Origin of the sequence: Alteromonas sp. S167 (assembly GCF_036864375.1) — a bacterium.
Classification (GTDB): domain Bacteria; phylum Pseudomonadota; class Gammaproteobacteria; order Enterobacterales; family Alteromonadaceae; genus Alteromonas.
This window is the reverse complement of sequence record NZ_JAZETR010000010.1, coordinates 39,131-57,044: the sequence shown is the minus strand read 5'-3', so window position 1 is coordinate 57,044 and position 17,914 is coordinate 39,131. Positions and strand designations below refer to the sequence as shown.

Annotated in this window: 13 protein-coding genes; 7 read left to right on the top strand and 6 right to left on the bottom strand. The window is 43.9% G+C overall.

The features are described from left to right. Positions 1–158: 158 nt before the first annotated feature. Complete coding sequence (locus tag V7R35_RS15045) at positions 159–2,876, top strand: ATP-binding protein (protein WP_334015727.1); 2,718 nt, start codon at positions 159–161, stop codon at positions 2,874–2,876. A 68-nt stretch (positions 2,877–2,944) separates the two neighbouring features. On the opposite strand, the gene V7R35_RS15040 is transcribed toward V7R35_RS15045, so the two are convergent. The 4 genes from V7R35_RS15040 to ubiD form a co-directional block, all read right to left on the bottom strand. After that, positions 2,945–3,985, bottom strand: coding sequence for a transporter substrate-binding domain-containing protein (locus V7R35_RS15040; protein WP_334015726.1), 1,041 nt, complete (start codon positions 3,983–3,985; stop codon positions 2,945–2,947). A 136-nt stretch (positions 3,986–4,121) separates the two neighbouring features. After that, the gene (locus V7R35_RS15035) at positions 4,122–5,474 is read right to left on the bottom strand and encodes a M28 family metallopeptidase (RefSeq protein WP_438823484.1); all 1,353 of its coding nucleotides are present in this window, start codon (positions 5,472–5,474) and stop codon (positions 4,122–4,124) included. Positions 5,475–5,794: 320 nt separating this feature from the next. Continuing rightward, positions 5,795–6,490, bottom strand: coding sequence for an NAD(P)H-flavin reductase (gene fre, locus V7R35_RS15030; protein WP_334015725.1), 696 nt, complete (start codon positions 6,488–6,490; stop codon positions 5,795–5,797). A 140-nt stretch (positions 6,491–6,630) separates the two neighbouring features. After that, positions 6,631–8,097 (bottom strand): 4-hydroxy-3-polyprenylbenzoate decarboxylase, encoded by a 1,467-nt coding sequence (gene ubiD, locus V7R35_RS15025; protein ID WP_334015724.1) that lies wholly within the window; start codon positions 8,095–8,097, stop codon positions 6,631–6,633. Positions 8,098–8,318: 221 nt separating this feature from the next. Between ubiD and V7R35_RS15020 the strand changes: the two genes are divergently transcribed. Further along, on the top strand, positions 8,319–8,570 hold the full coding sequence (locus tag V7R35_RS15020; RefSeq protein ID WP_334015722.1) for a TIGR02647 family protein: 252 nt from the start codon (positions 8,319–8,321) through the stop codon (positions 8,568–8,570). 198 nt (positions 8,571–8,768) lie between these two features. Further along, the gene (locus V7R35_RS15015; RefSeq protein WP_334015834.1) at positions 8,769–9,398 is read left to right on the top strand and encodes a tetratricopeptide repeat protein; all 630 of its coding nucleotides are present in this window, start codon (positions 8,769–8,771) and stop codon (positions 9,396–9,398) included. Positions 9,399–9,425: 27 nt separating this feature from the next. Here the strand turns inward: V7R35_RS15015 and V7R35_RS15010 are convergent, their stop codons facing one another. Both V7R35_RS15010 and V7R35_RS15005 read right to left on the bottom strand, forming a co-directional pair. After that, positions 9,426–10,019, bottom strand: a complete 594-nt coding sequence (locus tag V7R35_RS15010) for a cytochrome b/b6 domain-containing protein (RefSeq protein WP_334015721.1) — start codon at positions 10,017–10,019, stop codon at positions 9,426–9,428. A gap of 112 nt (positions 10,020–10,131) precedes the next feature. Continuing rightward, complete coding sequence (locus V7R35_RS15005; protein WP_334015720.1) at positions 10,132–10,416, bottom strand: PepSY domain-containing protein; 285 nt, start codon at positions 10,414–10,416, stop codon at positions 10,132–10,134. A 244-nt stretch (positions 10,417–10,660) separates the two neighbouring features. Between V7R35_RS15005 and rnr the strand changes: the two genes are divergently transcribed. The 4 genes from rnr to V7R35_RS14985 all read left to right on the top strand — a co-directional run bounded on the left by rnr (position 10,661) and on the right by V7R35_RS14985 (position 17,876). Next, positions 10,661–13,051, top strand: coding sequence for a ribonuclease R (gene rnr, locus V7R35_RS15000; RefSeq protein WP_334015719.1), 2,391 nt, complete (start codon positions 10,661–10,663; stop codon positions 13,049–13,051). Beyond that, the gene (gene rlmB / locus V7R35_RS14995; RefSeq protein ID WP_334015717.1) at positions 13,052–13,792 is read left to right on the top strand and encodes a 23S rRNA (guanosine(2251)-2'-O)-methyltransferase RlmB; all 741 of its coding nucleotides are present in this window, start codon (positions 13,052–13,054) and stop codon (positions 13,790–13,792) included. A gap of 727 nt (positions 13,793–14,519) precedes the next feature. After that, complete coding sequence (locus V7R35_RS14990; RefSeq protein ID WP_334015716.1) at positions 14,520–16,244, top strand: S8 family serine peptidase; 1,725 nt, start codon at positions 14,520–14,522, stop codon at positions 16,242–16,244. A gap of 231 nt (positions 16,245–16,475) precedes the next feature. Beyond that, positions 16,476–17,876, top strand: coding sequence for a DUF4397 domain-containing protein (locus V7R35_RS14985; RefSeq protein WP_334015714.1), 1,401 nt, complete (start codon positions 16,476–16,478; stop codon positions 17,874–17,876). Positions 17,877–17,914 lie beyond the last annotated feature (38 nt).

Here is a 17,914-nt window from a genome sequence, read left to right as displayed (position 1 = left end):
TTCTAAATAAATACGACATTTACCATTAGTAAGTAAATCTAGCGTATATTAGAGATTCTTGATTGTTATTCTAATTCAAAAGCTTAGCTGATACTGTTTGAACAAAACAGTGTTCTGCTTCACCATAAGCACATACAAACGGACCATGGTGTATTTCAATGAGCGTGCACAACAAACCCACCCTTCAGAATTGTGAAGACGAAGCCATACACCTTATTGAAAGCGTGCAAAGTTTTGGTTATGTCATTGCTTTAAACCCTCGCGACAAGCGCATTCAGGTTGTTAGCAGCAATATCAATGAGCTTTTCAAAGTTGATATCGTACCTGGTGAAACGCTAATTACAGAGCTTATCGATATTCCTACGCCCGATTCTCGCACGTTTCAAAATATTTACGAATCAATTGAAGGTGGAAAATTACGCCGCGCTTACCAATGGAAATTCGCAGAGAACGCACTGCACCTTGAAGATTGGGATAAAGAAGGAAGTGGTGTTGCATTTGACTCTGATGGGTTGTTAGTGATTGAACTAGAGCCCACACCACAATTAACTCATGAGGCGGCCCAGCAGTGGGTGCCTATGGATATGGATGTTCGTCCGTTACTTCCTGATGTTGAAAACTGCGAGGCTATTGGTGATGTGGCAGACGCTATAGCAAAGGTATTTCAAAGCTATATCGGGTTTGGTTCGGTAATGGTGTACCGTTTTGACGAGAAATATAGTGGTGAAGTGATTGGAGAAGCAACTAAAAGCGAGCGCTCTTTCAAAGGGTTAAAGTTTCCCGCGTCTGATATCCCGAAACAAGCACGCGAGCTTTATCTGAGTAACCGGGTACGATGCGTTTATGATGTTGAAGAAGCGCCTATTGGTTTGCTGCCTAAAATCGATAACGGAAATCGTGCTCCACTTGATTTGTCCATGTCGATGGTTCGCTCGGTATCACCGCTCCATATCCAATATTTAAAGAACATGGGGGTAAGATCGTCTTTCTCGGTTTCTTTGGTATTTGAAGGTAAATTATGGGGTTTATTGGCCTGTCACAATCATGAACCTATTTATATCGACCAAAAGAAGCGTTTGGTGTGCGAATCGCTAGGACACCTTTACGCATGGCAGCTGCACACAAAAGCGCTGCACGAAAAGAAAGAGCAATTTCAATCTAGGCAGCGCAAATTAAACAGCATTGTTCATCAGCTAACTACGTTTGCAAACCCTCTTGAGGCAATTAGTCAAAAAGAAGGCGACTTGCTCTCTGTTACTGAGTCGTGCGGAATGGCAGTGGTAACACCGTCAGGTCGCTACAGTGTTGGTATTACACCTTCAGATAAAACCCTTGAGTTGTTATTAGACAAATTTGCGATAACGCAGCCAGAACAGTCTATTGCTATTAATCGTTTAACTGACGATATCATTCAAAATAACGACCTTAACGGCATACGTGGAATCTACATATCATGCGTATCATCTAAGCTTGGCTATTACACCGTATGGTTTAGAGAACAGCGAGACAAAACCATACGTTGGGCGGGCCGAGAAGCCGCGAATAAAGATGTGTCAAAGTCGCTTACACCAAGAAATTCATTTGATACTTATTTGCAAAGTGTAGCCGATGAAGCCCTCGACTGGACTGAAGACGACAAACTAATTATTGAAGGCTTCGACCACTTATTTATTCCTTACGCGTTAAGCTTAAAAGCGTCGCTTGATAAACAAATTAGTAAGCTTGAAGAGCTTGATAAAGCAAAGGACCATTTTCTTGCCAGCATTTCTCACGAGCTGCGCTCGCCCTTAAATTCCATTGTAGGCTGGACTGATTTAGCACTAATGGATGTGACCAATGTTGAGCGTATGACTGACGCATTGGGTGTTATTAAACGTGCGGCATCAACACAGGCAGCGCTGATAAACGATATATTGGATTTATCACGCATTATTTCAGGCACCATGAAGCTCAGCACGCATTCGCTTAATATTGCAGATGCCATCTCGGAAGTGTCAAAGTCGTTTGAGGCAGGTTTTGCTAGTAAGAATATTCAGCTTTCTATTCACTGCGACGACAGCCATACGCAAATACTCGGCGATAGCCTTCGTATAAAGCAGGTGGTAAATAATTTGCTTAGTAATGCGCTTAAATTTACAGCCAAGGGCGGCACGGTGCACGTACGAGGCAAACGCGAGCACTCTAATTACTTGTTCCGCGTAAGAGATAACGGCAAAGGCATGACTCAAGAGCAGCTTTCGCATGTATTCGAACGCTTTTATCAAGGGAAAAATGAGCATAACCGTCATGGGTTAGGGCTGGGCTTATCCATTGTTAAAAGCCTTGTAGAAATGCACGGCGGTGAAATTTATGCACAAAGTGACGGGCCAAACAGTGGTACGACTTTCTTTGTGTCGCTACCCATAGCTCCGCTTAGTTTGCAAGAAGACATTATTGAAACGAAGAACTCGCAGATAAGTAACCTCACTAAATCCCTGCGTTTAGAAGGGTTGCGTATTCTTGTAGCAGAAGATGAAGCTGACGCGCGAGATTTTATCAAACTGTTCTTGGAATCCAACGGCGCTCGCGTAAACGTAGTGAAAAATGGCCTTTTAGCTTGGAAAGAAATAAACGATATACCGGGTGCATTTGACCTATTACTAAGCGATATCGGTATGCCTGAACTTGATGGCCTTGGGCTTGTTACCAAAATAAGAGCTAGCCAAATTCCGGAAATAGCAAAGCTTAACGCTGTTGCGCTAACCGCTTACGCGTACACCTCTGACCGTGTGAAGGCACTGAAAGCTGGGTTTTCAAACTACGTATCGAAACCTGTTGATGGTGAAGAGCTACTTACCATCTTGGAGATGTATTCGCCGGATAAAAATCGGCGCTAGGCTTTTACTATCCTAAGCGCTTTGCTTTTAGCTGCTGTTTTTTTAGGAACAAATAGCGCTTAGTGTTGCTACCACCGTTGAATTAGCTGTTTGTAGGTGGTGGCATCAAGCAATGACAACTGGCGTTTAATTATGGGCTGTTGCCTGAGCACGTCTTGAACGGCCTTTATAGAACTAAATTTTTTACCATCAATATAGTAGTGGCTTTCGTCTGAAGTTGGTACACCATCAAGTGAATAAGCACCCGTCAATTCACTGCTCTTGTGTGTTATTGATGAATGACCAATAAAGTCTGCGGTACCGTCTCCATCGATATCTTTCGTTAACCATTCAAGTGCTAAATGTTGATTCATAACACCTTGCCTCTGCATATCAACAATGGCTGCGTTAAAACTATCGATGATTTGTTTAGCATTACTCACATTTTTGCGAAGGGAGATTTGAAAACCTGTCGTGGCTAAAGGCGAAGCAGAAAAATGAAGTAGTTCTTCATTGTCGTTAAGTAATAGTTTATTGAATTCTGTTGCCAGCAACGCGGTAGTTACAAGGTAATGAGCACGGTCATCGGCAAGCTGCTTGAAAGCATCGAACGAAGAAGGATTACGCGACCATTTTACCTCTTTCAATAGGCGGAAGTTGGGAGTGTTCGCAAAGCGGTTTTCAATGGCCACACGATTGTCTTTTAAATGAGAAAAACGTTGTACATTCTCTACGTTACTGGTTTTACCTAACGCGTATAAGTAAATTGGTAGATAGATATCCGATAATAAAAAATCGTCTTTATCTTTTCCTAAATCTATAAATGCAAATTCTCCATCTACCTTGCCAGTAAGTACCGCGCTACCTAAAAATGCATCTCGCATTATCTTAAGTTCTACATCTATATCCGCTCTGCGAAAGGCGTCTTTTACAATAGCGGTAGTTCTTGAGGGTTCGCCATTGTCACTTACGTAAGTTTCGAAAGGGGAAGCGGCTAATTGCGTTTTGGCTTGAGCAGACATTGCTGGCAACAGACATAAGGTAAAGCCTAACACTGTCATTACCTGTATTGATTTTGATGTAAAGATACGTAGCGATTTAAGGGGCAAGATGTTGTCTCCATACTGCATACATGCACTTTGTACACTGTAATGCAGATGGATGGTTTAATCCAATGGCGCTATTTGCGAGAATATTAATAAAACGTAAGCGACTACACCTTGTAGCCGCCCGTTTTTTTAATGGCTTTACTGGCTAAAAATGGCGCTATTCACCAAAGCTGCCTGCGGGCCCAGGATAGACCACCACGCTTTCTACGTCATGGTTGCTTACGCTAGCAACGCCGAAGAAATAGTTGTCTATAACAATGTTTTCCAGCGTAGCCTCGGTTACGTTACCTACAAATTTACTGTACTCCCACTGTGGAGCGTCGGTGTGTCGCCAATAAATTTTATAACCCTTCAATTGTGGGTTTTGAGTCTCGTCAAGGGCATCCCAACTCAAGGTAGTAGAGGGCTGTACCGCGCCTTTTATTTTAACGCCCTTAGGTGGATTTGGCGCCCACGCCATTGCTGCAAGTGATACCGCATTTAATCCTGTAAGTTTAGCTGCATAATCGAAGTTAACGCCGTCTAACGTATCGCCGTATTTGATGCCGTCTTCGGTACGCAAATCTTGATGCTGACGCGTGTAGTTTTCATTCGTTTCCATAATACGAATGCCAGGGTAGCCTAAGTCGTTAAACGGGCGATGATGCCCACCGCGACCAAAACGATCGAGGCGGTAAACCACCATGGTGTCGAGGTTCTCAATATATTGGTCGGCAATTTTATCGATGTAGCGCGCCAAATTGCGGCTAGGAGAGTCTACTTCACCACCTGTGAAGCGGCGACGGCGCGCTTCTGCTTCGGTTTCAGTAACACGGGTGCCTTCTGCAAAAATGCGTGCAGTGGTATTGTTAATAACACCGTTTACGCCTTCAATATTGCCAATCATATCGTTATTTAATACGGCCTTAATGCGCCAGCCGTCTTCTTTTGCTTGTTCTGCCATAATACGGCCACCAAACAAGCCCTGTTCCTCACCTGCAAGGGCTGCGTACACAATACTGCCGTTAAACTTGTGCTTGCTTAATACGCGCGCCGCTTCAAGAGTACCTGCTACGCCCGACGCATTGTCATTAGCACCTGGTGCATCTGACGTGTAATCCATTACATCGCTAACACGTGAGTCGATATCGCCCGACATGATCACGTAGCGATCTGGATCGGTGGTGCCGCGTTGAATAGCGATAACACTTTTTACTTCTACCGGGTCGGGAATGCGCTTTTCGCCGCTAATCACATCCGATTGGAAATACACTTCAAGACAGCCGCCGCACTCTGCAGATATTTTGTCGAACTCAGCTTTAATCCACCGCCTTGCTGCACCAATACCACGCGTGTCTGACTCTGTTTCAGAAAGTGTATGGCGAGTGCCAAAATTTACTAATGTGGTGATGTCGCTCTCAATACGCTCTGGCGAGATTTCCTTGGCAATATCGTAAAGCGCTTGTGTTTGCTCGCTCTGAGCAGCACTCGTTGTTTGCAAAAACAATACACCTAAACAGGCGCTAGCCATCATGGCTGGTTTTTTAATTAGGTTGTGTGGCTTTTTCAAGGTTAGGTTTTTTATCATTGTTCTCTCCGTTGTATATGCTCAAACCATAACCAATACGAACAAAGCGAACAATTAGAGTAAACGTATGAGAACGCAAGTCATCGCAATGCAGCGATTTAGAGAATATTTAGGGGAATACAGCCGTTTGTCGATTGAAACGATATGCATACAAAAATTCACACGTAACAATATGTGTTACAGAAAACAGGCCTACAAAAAAGCCAGCAATGATGCTGGCTACTGACAATTATTCGTTGAAGGCTCAAACATAGCCTTACTTGCTAAATAAATGCAAATGCATCGCCAAATAAGTTTTCTTGTTTCAGGCCGCGCTGCGTGAAGTCATCGCGCACTACTTTCGACATTTCAAATCGACCCGCAACGTACACTTGCACATTTGTAAAGTCTGCATGGTCGGCCATTGCGGCATGGTGAACCCAGCCTGTGCGGCCAGTCCAATCGTCGTTGGCAAACTCAACTACAGGCACAAAAGTAAAGTGCGAATGTGCTTGAGCAAGCGCAGTTAGTTCGTCTGCTAAGTAAAGATCTGAAGCGTGTTTACCACCCCAATATAGTGTTAACGGGGTTTTGTCGCCGCTATTTAAGTGCTCTTGCAAGATAGAGTAGGTGTATGAAAAACCGGTTCCGCCAGCAATAAGCACCATGGGTAGCCCGTTGTTTTGAAGAAACGCGTCGCCATGGCCAATACTAAGGGTAATTTCACCCTCTTCACGCATACGGGCAAGTACTTCACCAGCATAATTGTTGCCTGGCTCAGCGCCGATATGCAACTCTATTCGGCTGTTATCAAAAGCTGCATTAGCAATTGAAAAGGGCCGCATATCTTTTTCACCCATTACAGCCATAGCATATTGACCCGCCTTAAACGTAGCAGGTGTAGTAGGTGTTAATTCAACTTTATATACAACGTCGGTTAAAGGCGTGATGCTTGCAACCTTACACTTAATTTCTGACATGGTTTCTCTTTTTACCTTGTATTTAGCGTCTCGCCTTTTACTTTCTCTAGCGTATGCTTTGTAGTGCACTTATTTACGATGCACCGCTTTTAAATACTTCAACTACTTAAAGCTAATGCGGTAGTTAAATAATATCAAAGCTACATGATACCAAGTTCGTCCCAGATATCATCTACTCGCTTTTTAACATCTTCGTCCATCACAATAGGTACGCCCCATTCGCGGTCGGTTTCGCCCGGCATTTTATTGGTAGCGTCCATACCCATTTTCGAACCAAGGCCAGAAACCGGCGATGCAAAGTCTAGGTAATCAATAGGCGTGTTTTCTATCATCACGGTATCGCGTGCAGGGTCCATGCGGGTGGTAATCGCCCAGATAACATCGTTCCAATCGCGCGCGTTAACGTCGTCATCACACACAATAACAAACTTTGTGTACATAAACTGTCGCAAGAAAGACCAAACCCCCATCATTACGCGTTTTGCATGACCCGGATATTGTTTCTTCATAGTCACTACCGCCATACGGTACGAGCAACCTTCAGGTGGAAGGTAGAAATCTACAATTTCTGGGAACTGCTTTTGTAATATAGGTACAAACACTTCATTTAACGCTACACCAAGAATGGCTGGTTCATCAGGCGGACGACCTGTGTACGTTGAATGATAAATAGGATCTTTTCTGTGAGTAATATGCGTTACTGTGAACACTGGGAAGTCGTCTACTTCGTTGTAGTAGCCTGTGTGATCGCCGTAAGGCCCTTCTGGTGCGGTTTCATCTTGTGCAATATAACCTTCAAGCACAATTTCAGCGCTTGCCGGTACTTGCAAATCGTTACTTATCGACTTCACTACTTCTGTTTTATCGCCACGCAACAAACCTGCAAACGCGTATTCAGAAAGCGTATCTGGCACAGGTGTAACTGCGCCTAAAATAGTGGCTGGGTCGGCACCTAGGGCGACTGATACAGGGTATGGTTCGCCGGGATGAGTTTGACACCATTCGCGAAAATCTAATGCGCCGCCTCGATGTGATAACCAACGCATTATTAGCTTGTTTTTGCCAATAACCTGCTGACGGTAAATACCCAGGTTTTGACGTTTTTTGTGTGGGCCTTTTGTTACGCTTAAGCCCCAAGTTACAAGTGGTGCAGCATCACCAGGCCAGCAGCGCTGAACCGGAATTTTCGACAAGTCTACATCGTCGCCGGTTAGTACCACTTCTTGGCAAGGGGCTTTCTTCAGTACCTTCGCCGGCATATTAAGCACTTGCTTGAATACGGGAAGTTTTTCCCAAAGGTCTTTTATACCTTTGGGTGGCTCAGGCTCTTTTAAATAGGCAAGCAGTTTACCCACTTCACGTAGGGCCTCTACTGAGTCTTGTCCCATCCCCATTGCTACGCGCTGAGGCGTACCAAACAAGTTGGCAAGTACCGGCATATCGTGATTCTTAGGGTTTTCAAACAAAAGCGCTGGGCCGCCTGCACGCAATGTGCGGTCGGCAATTTCGGTCATTTCTAGGTCAGTATCAATAGGCTGACTAATGCGCACCAATTCGCCTTTCGCTTCAAGCTGACGAATAAAGTCGCGTAAATCTTTGTACTTCATCTGGGCAGGTGTATCCACAATCTGTAATTATGGCAAGAATATACTATTTGAAGCGAAAGTCCGATCAGTTAGCAGCAGGAAAGTGAGATTAAACGTTTTACAGATAAAAATACGCTTTACAGCGCTGTCATTTGAGTGTGATATAGAGACATGCGCTTAACGTATCATTAACAAATCAAAGAACATGCGCTTTCTCTAAACCCTTTGCCTAAGGTGGTTACATGACAACATTCGATCAAGACATGCTCGACGAGTTAAATTTACTGCTTAAGTTTCCAAACGATAGCCTGCTACAGGGGCTTAAAATTCATCACGATGCTAGTCAAACAATGGTCAATGCTGCAGCTAGGCTGTATGCAAAAGGCTTAATTACACAATCTGATGGTGGTTACTTAACCGATTTGGGCATTGACCTTGCCGACCATGCGCGTCATATCCAGTCAGCATTGTGTCCACGTAAAAGCAGTCATTAGGGTCAACAGACCACATTCTTAGAAAAATATTTGAAGCGCTAGGGTGCGTAATATTCGCTTAAGCGCTTCATCTGCAATACTGCGTTAAGTTATTCTATACTTAGCCGATACCCTCTTTGTATATGTGTATTTCGTGTTTGAGCGTTTGTTATGAAACAAAATCTGTTTACTTCGATGGTTGCTAATGTCTCTGCCAGCATGATTTTTGCCGGCGTTTTGTTGTTCGGTGTAACAAAGCCCTCTTACGCGTTAGAAGGTGAAACCATTGAAGAACTGCGTGCAGTGCAGTTGTACAGTCAAGATGCACTCATCGAGATGATAAACGCCAATACTCACTTAGATAAGGTTGTTGAGGATCGTTGCCAGCTTGTACAAGACATTGAGGCACGTGCCGATGTACTAAAAATTCCTGCTTATCAATTCCTGTGGGGGGATATGTTGGCGTGGGGCGTGTGTATAGATGAAGCGCCCGAGCGCGGTATTGGCTATATGGAAGATGCCGCTAATCAAGGTTTGCCCGCGGCACTTGAACAGCTTGGTCGCTATTACGCAAAAGGCACTTTAGTGCAGCAAGACAAAGAACGCGCTGTGGTTTATTTGCGAGAGGCGGCTGCACTTAAAAATTTAAATGCGCAAATACGATTGGTTGAATTGTTTTTAGAGGGTTACGGTAGCCCGTACGATTACGTTGATGCGTACCACTGGTTATACAATTCGGTGACTTCAGATAAACAGCAGCACCAACAAATAGCAGGCTATTTAGCCAAACTTGAAAAGCTGATGCATCCCAAGGCAGTTCGAGAGGCTAAGCGACCGCTAGATAGCTAGGTTTACAATAAATCGCGGTGTAAGAATCTATCGGCTTGTTTTACTCGCTGCTGTTTTCTCTACTTGTCTTTTACCCACAAGCATTGGGCGAATAAGTTGAACTCGTCCTCTATGCTGAACGCAAAATACAGCTATTACGTGCACAATAACACTTGCGTAAAGTACATCAGCCATAATGCTGTGAATCCACTCAAGTGTGCTGTTTCCAAACAAAGCATCAATCTCTTCCATCAGAAAGCCGGTAACACCTAGCCCAAGCAGCAAAACAACAACAAGGTAAACCATTAGCCAACCGAACGGGTTGTGGCCGTGTTCTGGATTTACTCTTCTTTCCTTTAATTCAGAAAGGTGGGTTTTGAATGCACGTTTACTTAAGTCGATGTGTTTAAAACTAGCCAAAGACGCTTTTGTGCGGGTGAAACCCCAAAACAACCTGACTGCAACAAGTACAGTTGCGATGTAGCCTACAATTTCATGAATTTGCCTGCCTGGCTCAACAATAAAATAATTAGTGATAAAAGCGGCAACCAATCCCCAATGGCATAATCGAACCAGTATGTCCCAGATAACAATTACTTGGTCTGTATAAATAGAAGTTTGATGTGAAGGTTGTTGGTTCATTGATTTAAAAACTACGGAGCGTCATAAGCGCAAGATAGCGCATGTTTGCTGAAATAAAAAACGCCACAGTAAAAGCGTGGCGTTTTAAGCAATAATGTATACCTATATAGGCTTAGTGCATTTCTTTCTTAACAATGCTGCCATCAACAGGGTTGAAATAAATCTCAACTTTGTTTTCTTCTTTGTCAAAACCATAAATTTCGTAGCAGTTGCCGCCAGTTACTTTAAATTCGTTAATTTTGTAACCTTGCGCAAGTAGTGTAGCTTGAAACGCTTCTTGGTTTTGCCAGTCAGACTGAGGTGCTGTTGTACATTGCGTTGTACCGTGCTCTGCACTACAAGCGCTCAACAGTGTGGCTGCGCCAACCGCAGTTAGCATCATCATTGTTTTTTTCATCGCAATCTCCCTAAAGATTTATTTAAGCGTTACTTGATACTTTGTTCCCAGCTGTATCAGGTCAATATATTGTATACCTGAAGAGTACATGCTTTTAATGAGAATGACTATAGCTCTCATTAAGATGTAGCACATTAATGCCATTGCAACAGTGAACGTAATTACTACGCAATGTTTTGCGTCAATACTGTTATACTGTGCACCAAACGACCACTAGTTTAATTTAAAGGTAATTTATAAATACATGAGTGATGATCCGCATTATCAGCGCGAGAAAGAGAAGTACGAAAATCCGGTAGCAAGCCGAGAATATCTAATGAGCTTGCTAAAAGAACATGACAAACCATTGTCGTTTCTAGATATCTGTAATTTGGTCAATGCTTTCGACGAAGACGCGCGAATAGGCATTCAACGTCGCCTGCGTGCAATGGAGCGCGAAGGGCAGGTTCAATTTACAAAACACAAAAAGTACATACTTCAAAACCGTGATGAAATAATTAAAGGCCGTATTATTGGCCATCGTGACGGTTACGGTTTCTTGCGCCCAGAAGATAAAAGCGGCGATTTATTCATAAGTGCAGGGCAAATGAACTTGTTTATGCACGATGATGTGGTTGAAGCGCGTATTAGTTGTACTGACCGCCGTGGGCGCAAAGAAGCGTTCGTGACTCAAGTAATTGAGCCGCGCAGCGAGCCTATTGTTGGCCGCTATTTCGTTGAGCAAGGCTTTGGCATGGTTGTGCCCGACGACAGCCGTTTGCAACATGAAATTGTAATTCCCCCAGAAAGTACGCATGGAGCCCGCATGGGCCAAGTGGTTGTGGTTGAAATTACGCAGCGACCGCGCCGTAAGATGAGCCCAGTGGGCAAAATTGTGGAAGTACTTGGCGAGCATATGGCACCGGGTATGGAAATAGAAATGGCTCTGCGCACTTTTGATATTCCTCATCAGTGGCCTAAAGGTGTAACGAAGCAAATTGAAAGCTTAACCAGTGAAGTGCCCGACGAAGCCAAAGAAGGGCGCATTGATTTACGCCAACTTCCATTGGTAACCATTGATGGCGAAGATGCAAGAGACTTTGATGATGCGGTTTATTGTGAGCCGCTTGATGACGGTGGCTGGCAGCTTTGGGTAGCTATTGCCGATGTAAGTCACTACGTACGCACCGGTTCAGCGTTAGACGATGAAGCGCAGCAGCGTGGTAACTCGGTGTATTTTCCAGACCAAGTTATACCTATGCTTCCTGAAGTGCTCTCAAACGGCCTGTGTTCACTTAACCCTGAAGTAGACCGCTTGTGTATGGTGTGCGAAATGACCATCAGCGCCCAGGGTAAGCTGCAAGAGTTCCAGTTCTATGAAGCCGTGATGAATTCTCACGCGCGGCTAACCTACACCAAAGTATGGAATATTCTGCAAGGTGACAAAGAACTTCATCAGCGTTACGAACCACACGTTCCTCATTTACGTAATTTGCACGACCTCTATCGCGCGCTCAAAAAGGCCAGAGCCAAGCGCGGTGCTATAGAGTTTGAAACACAAGAAGTGAAATTTGTGTTTAATGCGCAGCGTAAAATAGAAAACATCGTACCGCTGGTTAGAAATGATGCACATAAGCTTATTGAAGAGTGCATGATTATGGCTAACGTAAGTGCGGCGCTAATGCTTGAAAAGCATGAGGCTCCCGCCTTGTATCGCGTGCATGACAAGCCTGATGCCGACAGACTTACTGCATTCACAAGCTATTTAAGTGAAATTGGTATTCCTCACGGTATTAATGAAGACGCCGAGCCTGCTGCATTTACTGACGTGGTATTAAAAACGCGTGGGCGAGCAGATGAAGAGCTTATTCAAACCATGCTGCTTCGCTCAATGAAACAGGCTATTTATGATGGCGATAATGTAGGTCACTTTGGCCTTGCACTAGAGGCCTATGCGCATTTCACGTCTCCAATTAGACGTTATCCCGACTTGGTCGTACACCGCGCTTTGAAAGGTATTATTGCCAAGCAAAAAGGCAAGAAAGCGGTTAGCGGTGCGAAGAGCTATACCGTTGAAGAAATAGAGCAGTTAGGTGAACAGTGTTCAATGACTGAACGCCGTGCCGATGATGCAACCCGTGATGTTGCCGACTGGCTTAAGTGCGAGTTTATGCTTGACCACGTTGGCGATACTTTCGAAGGCGTTGTAAGTTCAGTAACGAACTTTGGCTTGTTCATTCGTATAACCGAGTACCATATAGACGGGCTTGTACATATCACATCACTCGATGACGACTTTTATCACTACGACGATGTAAAGCAGGCGTTAGTAGGGGAGTCTGGGCATCGCCAGTTCCGTTTGGGCGATACTGTAGAAGTAAAAGTTGCTGCGGTAAATCTTGATGAAAGAAAGATTGATTTATTGTTGGATAAGTCTATGCTGCGCGGCACTTCAGGTAAGAAGGTAAAGGTTAAGACTGCTAAAAAGTCGCGAGCACAAAAACAACGCGACTTTAATGAACCGGTAAAGGGCAAGGCTAACTCAAAAAGCGGTTCGAGACGTGGTTCAAAAACCAGAAGCGACTCAAAAGGCGCTTGTAAAAATGTCGCGAATAGTGGCAAAACATTAAAGCTGAATAAAAGAGGTAAGCGTTAAATGGCGCAGCAAGAATGGTTGTATGGATTACATGCAATGCAGTCGGTACTTGAACAAGAGCCCGAGCGTGTAATGGAAGTAATGGTGTTAAAAGGGCGAAATGATGAACGTCTAAACAACATTGTGAACCAAGCACGCCGTTTCGGTATTTCTGTTCAGTTTTGTCAACGCAAAGCGCTAGACGACAAAGTGAATGGCGAACAGCATCAAGGCGTAGTAGCACGAGCGAAGCCAGCGCGTGTTCTAGACGAAGCAGACTTAGACACAATTTTAGCCAATGAATCACAGCCACTACTGTTAGTGTTAGACGGTATTACAGACCCGCATAACTTAGGTGCATGTTTGCGTACCGCAGATGGGGCTGGCGTTCACGCGGTAGTGGTACCTAAAGATAAATCAGCAAGTTTGAACGGCACAGTAAGAAAAGTGGCCTGTGGTGCTGCTGAGGTTGTGCCTTTAATACAAGTTACTAACTTGTCTAGAACACTGAAACACCTGCAAGACAAAGGCTTATGGGTTGTGGGTACGGCAGGTGAAACCGACAAAATGCTTTATGATGTAGATCTGAAAGGGCCTACTGCATTAGTGATGGGCGCGGAAGGTAAGGGTATGCGTAGACTGACCAAAGAAACCTGTGATGAACTAGTTAAACTACCTATGGCGGGCAGTGTGACTAGCTTAAATGTATCTGTGGCTACAGGCGTATGTCTTTATGAAATTGTAAGGCAACGCAGCTTGTAAGCAGCAACTTCCTTTTTTAGTCAACGTACTTTCTCTGTTGTGCGCTAAATTCATTATGTGTGAATGACGCACTTTGTAACTACCATCATCAAAAGTATTTATCATAGTACTTTCTCAAAATTGAAATAGAAACGCGCACTTTCGTTTGAAAAGTGCGCGTTTTTTATTTCTAACGTTTCATTTCTTAGTTTTTTTCCAAAAAATAACAGCCCGTTCGGCGAAAATCGAAACCGCTTGATCAAATAGTGAACACCGCGGTTTGTTTGGTATTTAAGGGTAAGTCCTTATTTACATGTTTGTGCAAAACAGGAGGAGTTTAATATTTTGTTACATTTTGCGAGTAAGTAATTAATGTTAATTATAGATTTTTATTCCTAATATGAATTCGTCTGTAGCGCCCAGCGTGCACAGTTTTTCATAGCGATGTTGTTCAAATGTGCGGAAATATTACGTATAAAAATCGCACCTCCAGGGTAAGGCAACATACCTAACGCATTGATAAACTGCCTAATATAGACCTTGTAAGTGGCTTGTAGAATTTCAAACTACTTACTTACCTGACAAACGGGTAAGTCGTTGCAACGCAGTTGCGTCGGTAGTCATGGATGAGCATTTCGTATAAGGTAACGGTTACACCTGTATGTCAATTTATAACAAAAGTTTCAAAAGCACGGAGTAACAAAAACAGTGCTGAAACACAACAAGACAGATAAACAGGAAATAAATTTTGAACTCAAAATTAAATAAGAAACACACATGTATGACAGCAGCAGCGCTTGCTGTATCACTTGGCTTAATGGGTAATTCAGCAATTGCAGCAGAGACTGGTTTAGTAAAAGTTGAAGCCCAACCAAAATCATTTCAGGAGAAACTTCGTGGTCGCTTAGGCGAAAGATTTGCTGAAATTGAAACTGACGAGCGCTATATCATCACGTTTAAAGACGAAATGAGCAGCGGTGAAGTGATCATGGGCGAAGACGACGCACAAGTTATGTCTTTTGGCCGTGACTCTGGTCTTTCTCTTAATAACGGTCGTATGGGTAAAATTCAACGCGGCGGCAAAGTTGGTCTTAAAAAACGTCCATTCAGCATTTCTGCAGCACGCTCTGAAGTACAAAAAGTAGGCGGTAAAATTAAGAAAGAAATCGGCAAACGTCGTATGGTTGCTGCTACGCTTAACAAATCAGCACTAAATAAACTGCGTAAAAATCCAAACGTTGCAAGTGTAGAAGTAGATGCCAAGCGTTCACTAATGGCACAAACTGCTCCTTACGGTTACACCATGGTGCAAGCAAACCAGTTTGGTCAAGGCGACACTACAGCACGCAAAGTATGTATCATTGATACCGGTTACAACTATGGTCACCCAGACCTGCCGGACATTAACAACGGCCTTTCTGGTAACTCAAACAACACCGCAGTAGGCAACTGGTATAACGATGGTAACGGTCACGGTACTCACGTTGCGGGTACCATTGGTGCATACGACAACAACGAAGGTGTTATCGGTGTTTACCCAGGCGTTAGCATGCACATTGTTAAAATCTTCGATGACAACGGTCAGTGGACATTTGCTTCAGACCTTATCGATGCAATTCAACAGTGTCAGGACGCAGGCTCGAACGTTGTAAACATGAGTTTGGGTGGTGGTAGCTCGTCTACTACAGAGCGTAACGCTATGCAAAGCTTCACCGACGCTGGCATGCTGTTAGTAGCGGCTGCAGGTAACGACGGTAACAGTGCTAAGTCTTACCCTGCATCATATGACGCAGTTATGTCTGTTGCTGCGGTAGATTCTAACGAAAACCGTGCTAGCTACAGCCAGTACAACAACCAGGTTGAAATTGCAGCGCCGGGCTCTGCGGTTCAGTCTACTTACCCAACTAACACTTATGCATCGTTAAGTGGTACATCAATGGCAACACCACACGTTGCTGGTGGTGCAGCGCTAGTGTGGAGCTACTTCCCGCAGTGTTCTAACACGCAAATTCGTAATGCACTAAACGCGACAGCAAAAGACAAGGGTGCTGCAGGCCGTGATAACTTCTATGGTTACGGTTTAATGCAACTTGCAGACGCTTACAATTTCCTAAACACAAATGGCTGTGATGGAAGCGGTAATGGCGGTGGCGGTTCTGAGCCAGGTGTAGAGCCAGTATCAGGTCAGCTAACGGGCCTTTCTGGTTCACGTCGTAGCTGGGATCGCTATCAGTGGACTATTCCTGAAGGCGTATCACGTATGACGGTAACTATTGGCGGTGGTTCTGGCGATGCTGACCTTTACATGAAGTTTGGTTCTCAGCCAGAAACTAACAGCTACGATTGCCGTCCATATCAAAATGGTAACAACGAAGTATGTACTTTTGACGCGCCAGCGGCAGGTACATGGCATATTGGTATTCGCGCATACTCAACGTATAGCGGCGTAACGCTGAACTACTCTTACGAGTAAACTTCTCTTAGTTCCCATATAAAGCCTGCCACTGTGCAGGCTTTTTTATATTTCAGCATCCCTTTCTACCCTGTGAAGTGTCAACAATTAACTGTGTAGTGTCAGTTTTGCAAAGTTAATGTAAAGGCCTGAACGGAAGTTGTTTTATTTAGCCTTAGAGTAATGAAACACATGTTTGTGTGTTTTTATCTTAAACGCTAATAAAGAATACTTCTAAGGACCTTCACAACAATGCAAATCACATTCACTGATATGCACCACTTTTTTATTTCAAAAGCGCGCACTTTAATTTCAGCCATTGCTGTTCTGACGCTACTTTCAGCATGCGGAAGTTCAGACAGCAATAATTCCGACTACACTTTTGCCTATTTGCAGTTTTACAACGGCTCACCAAACGGTGCTAACGTTGAAATGCGTGAAGTTGACGGCGACAGTTTTGGCTCTGCTCAATTTGGTGATGCCACATCAATGTATTCAATGGATGATGGCGAGATAGAGCTTGAATTTATTCGAACTGATGCGGACGACCAAGAGGTTTTCATTGATGAGCTTACGGTAAACTTGCGCGACGGCTACAAAACGATTGTAGTGATGAATGGCGATTTCAATTCCCCTTCATTTACAGCGTATCAGTATGAGCGTGAAACACTTGATGTTCATTTTCGCTTATTCGTGACATCTGTAGTAATTGATGAAAGCCAGTATGACTTTTATATGAGTGAAGCTGGCGACCCTTTTGAAGCGGCAAACTTTTTGGGTACGGTGTCAGCCGGAGAAATTTCGGAGTTAACTTACTGGGACGCCGATGACGATAGCAGCGACTTCGATGAAGGTGAATATACTATCTTTTTAACGCAGCCAGGAAGCGATACGGTAATATTCGAGTCACAAACCCTCGACTTTATTTATGAAACTGAGTACCTGCTATCACTTCGCGATGTTAGTGGCGCAATTCAAGATGGGTTGGTAGTAGATACCATCTTGAACTCATCTTCAGTCACTGCACTGACCGATGTGGAAGCCGATTCACAATACCGCATTTATAACTCAACTAACTTAACCACACCGTTGTCAGTGACGTTTGGCGGTAATACTGATGAAGAAGATGTGACTTTCACACTGGCATCTGATGAGTTGTCTTCGTTCAGTGCAATTCGTTATGGTGATTATCGCGTTACGGTGACAGACCCAAGTAATACGGTGTTACCTATCAACAACAAGTTGATTACGCTGAATCAAGGCGAGAGCAAAGCTATCCTTATATACAGTAGTAATGGGCAGTTGGGTGCGGCTTCGTTGGTAGAAAGTGGTCTTCCACAGGCATATGACAAAACCGTTAACTTCGTTAATTTGGTCGACGACTATGACGATGTTGATTTTTATCTTGTTCGTAATGACGAAACGATTGATACCGCAGAATATGACGTTCAGAACTTGTCGTTTGCTGAAAGTGAAGATGAAGTTCTGCCGTCTGATTTCTATGAAGTAATTGCAGTGTATGAAGACAACAATGGAGAGCAGGTGTTATTGGATAGAACTGCGTTGTTCGGATTTACTGAAGAACAGAACTATATCGTAACGGTAGAGCCTGCAGATACACCAACAGGTTATAAAATTAGCATTTTATATTAACGGGTTACGTTTAGCTTAGACTAATTGATAAGTACAAA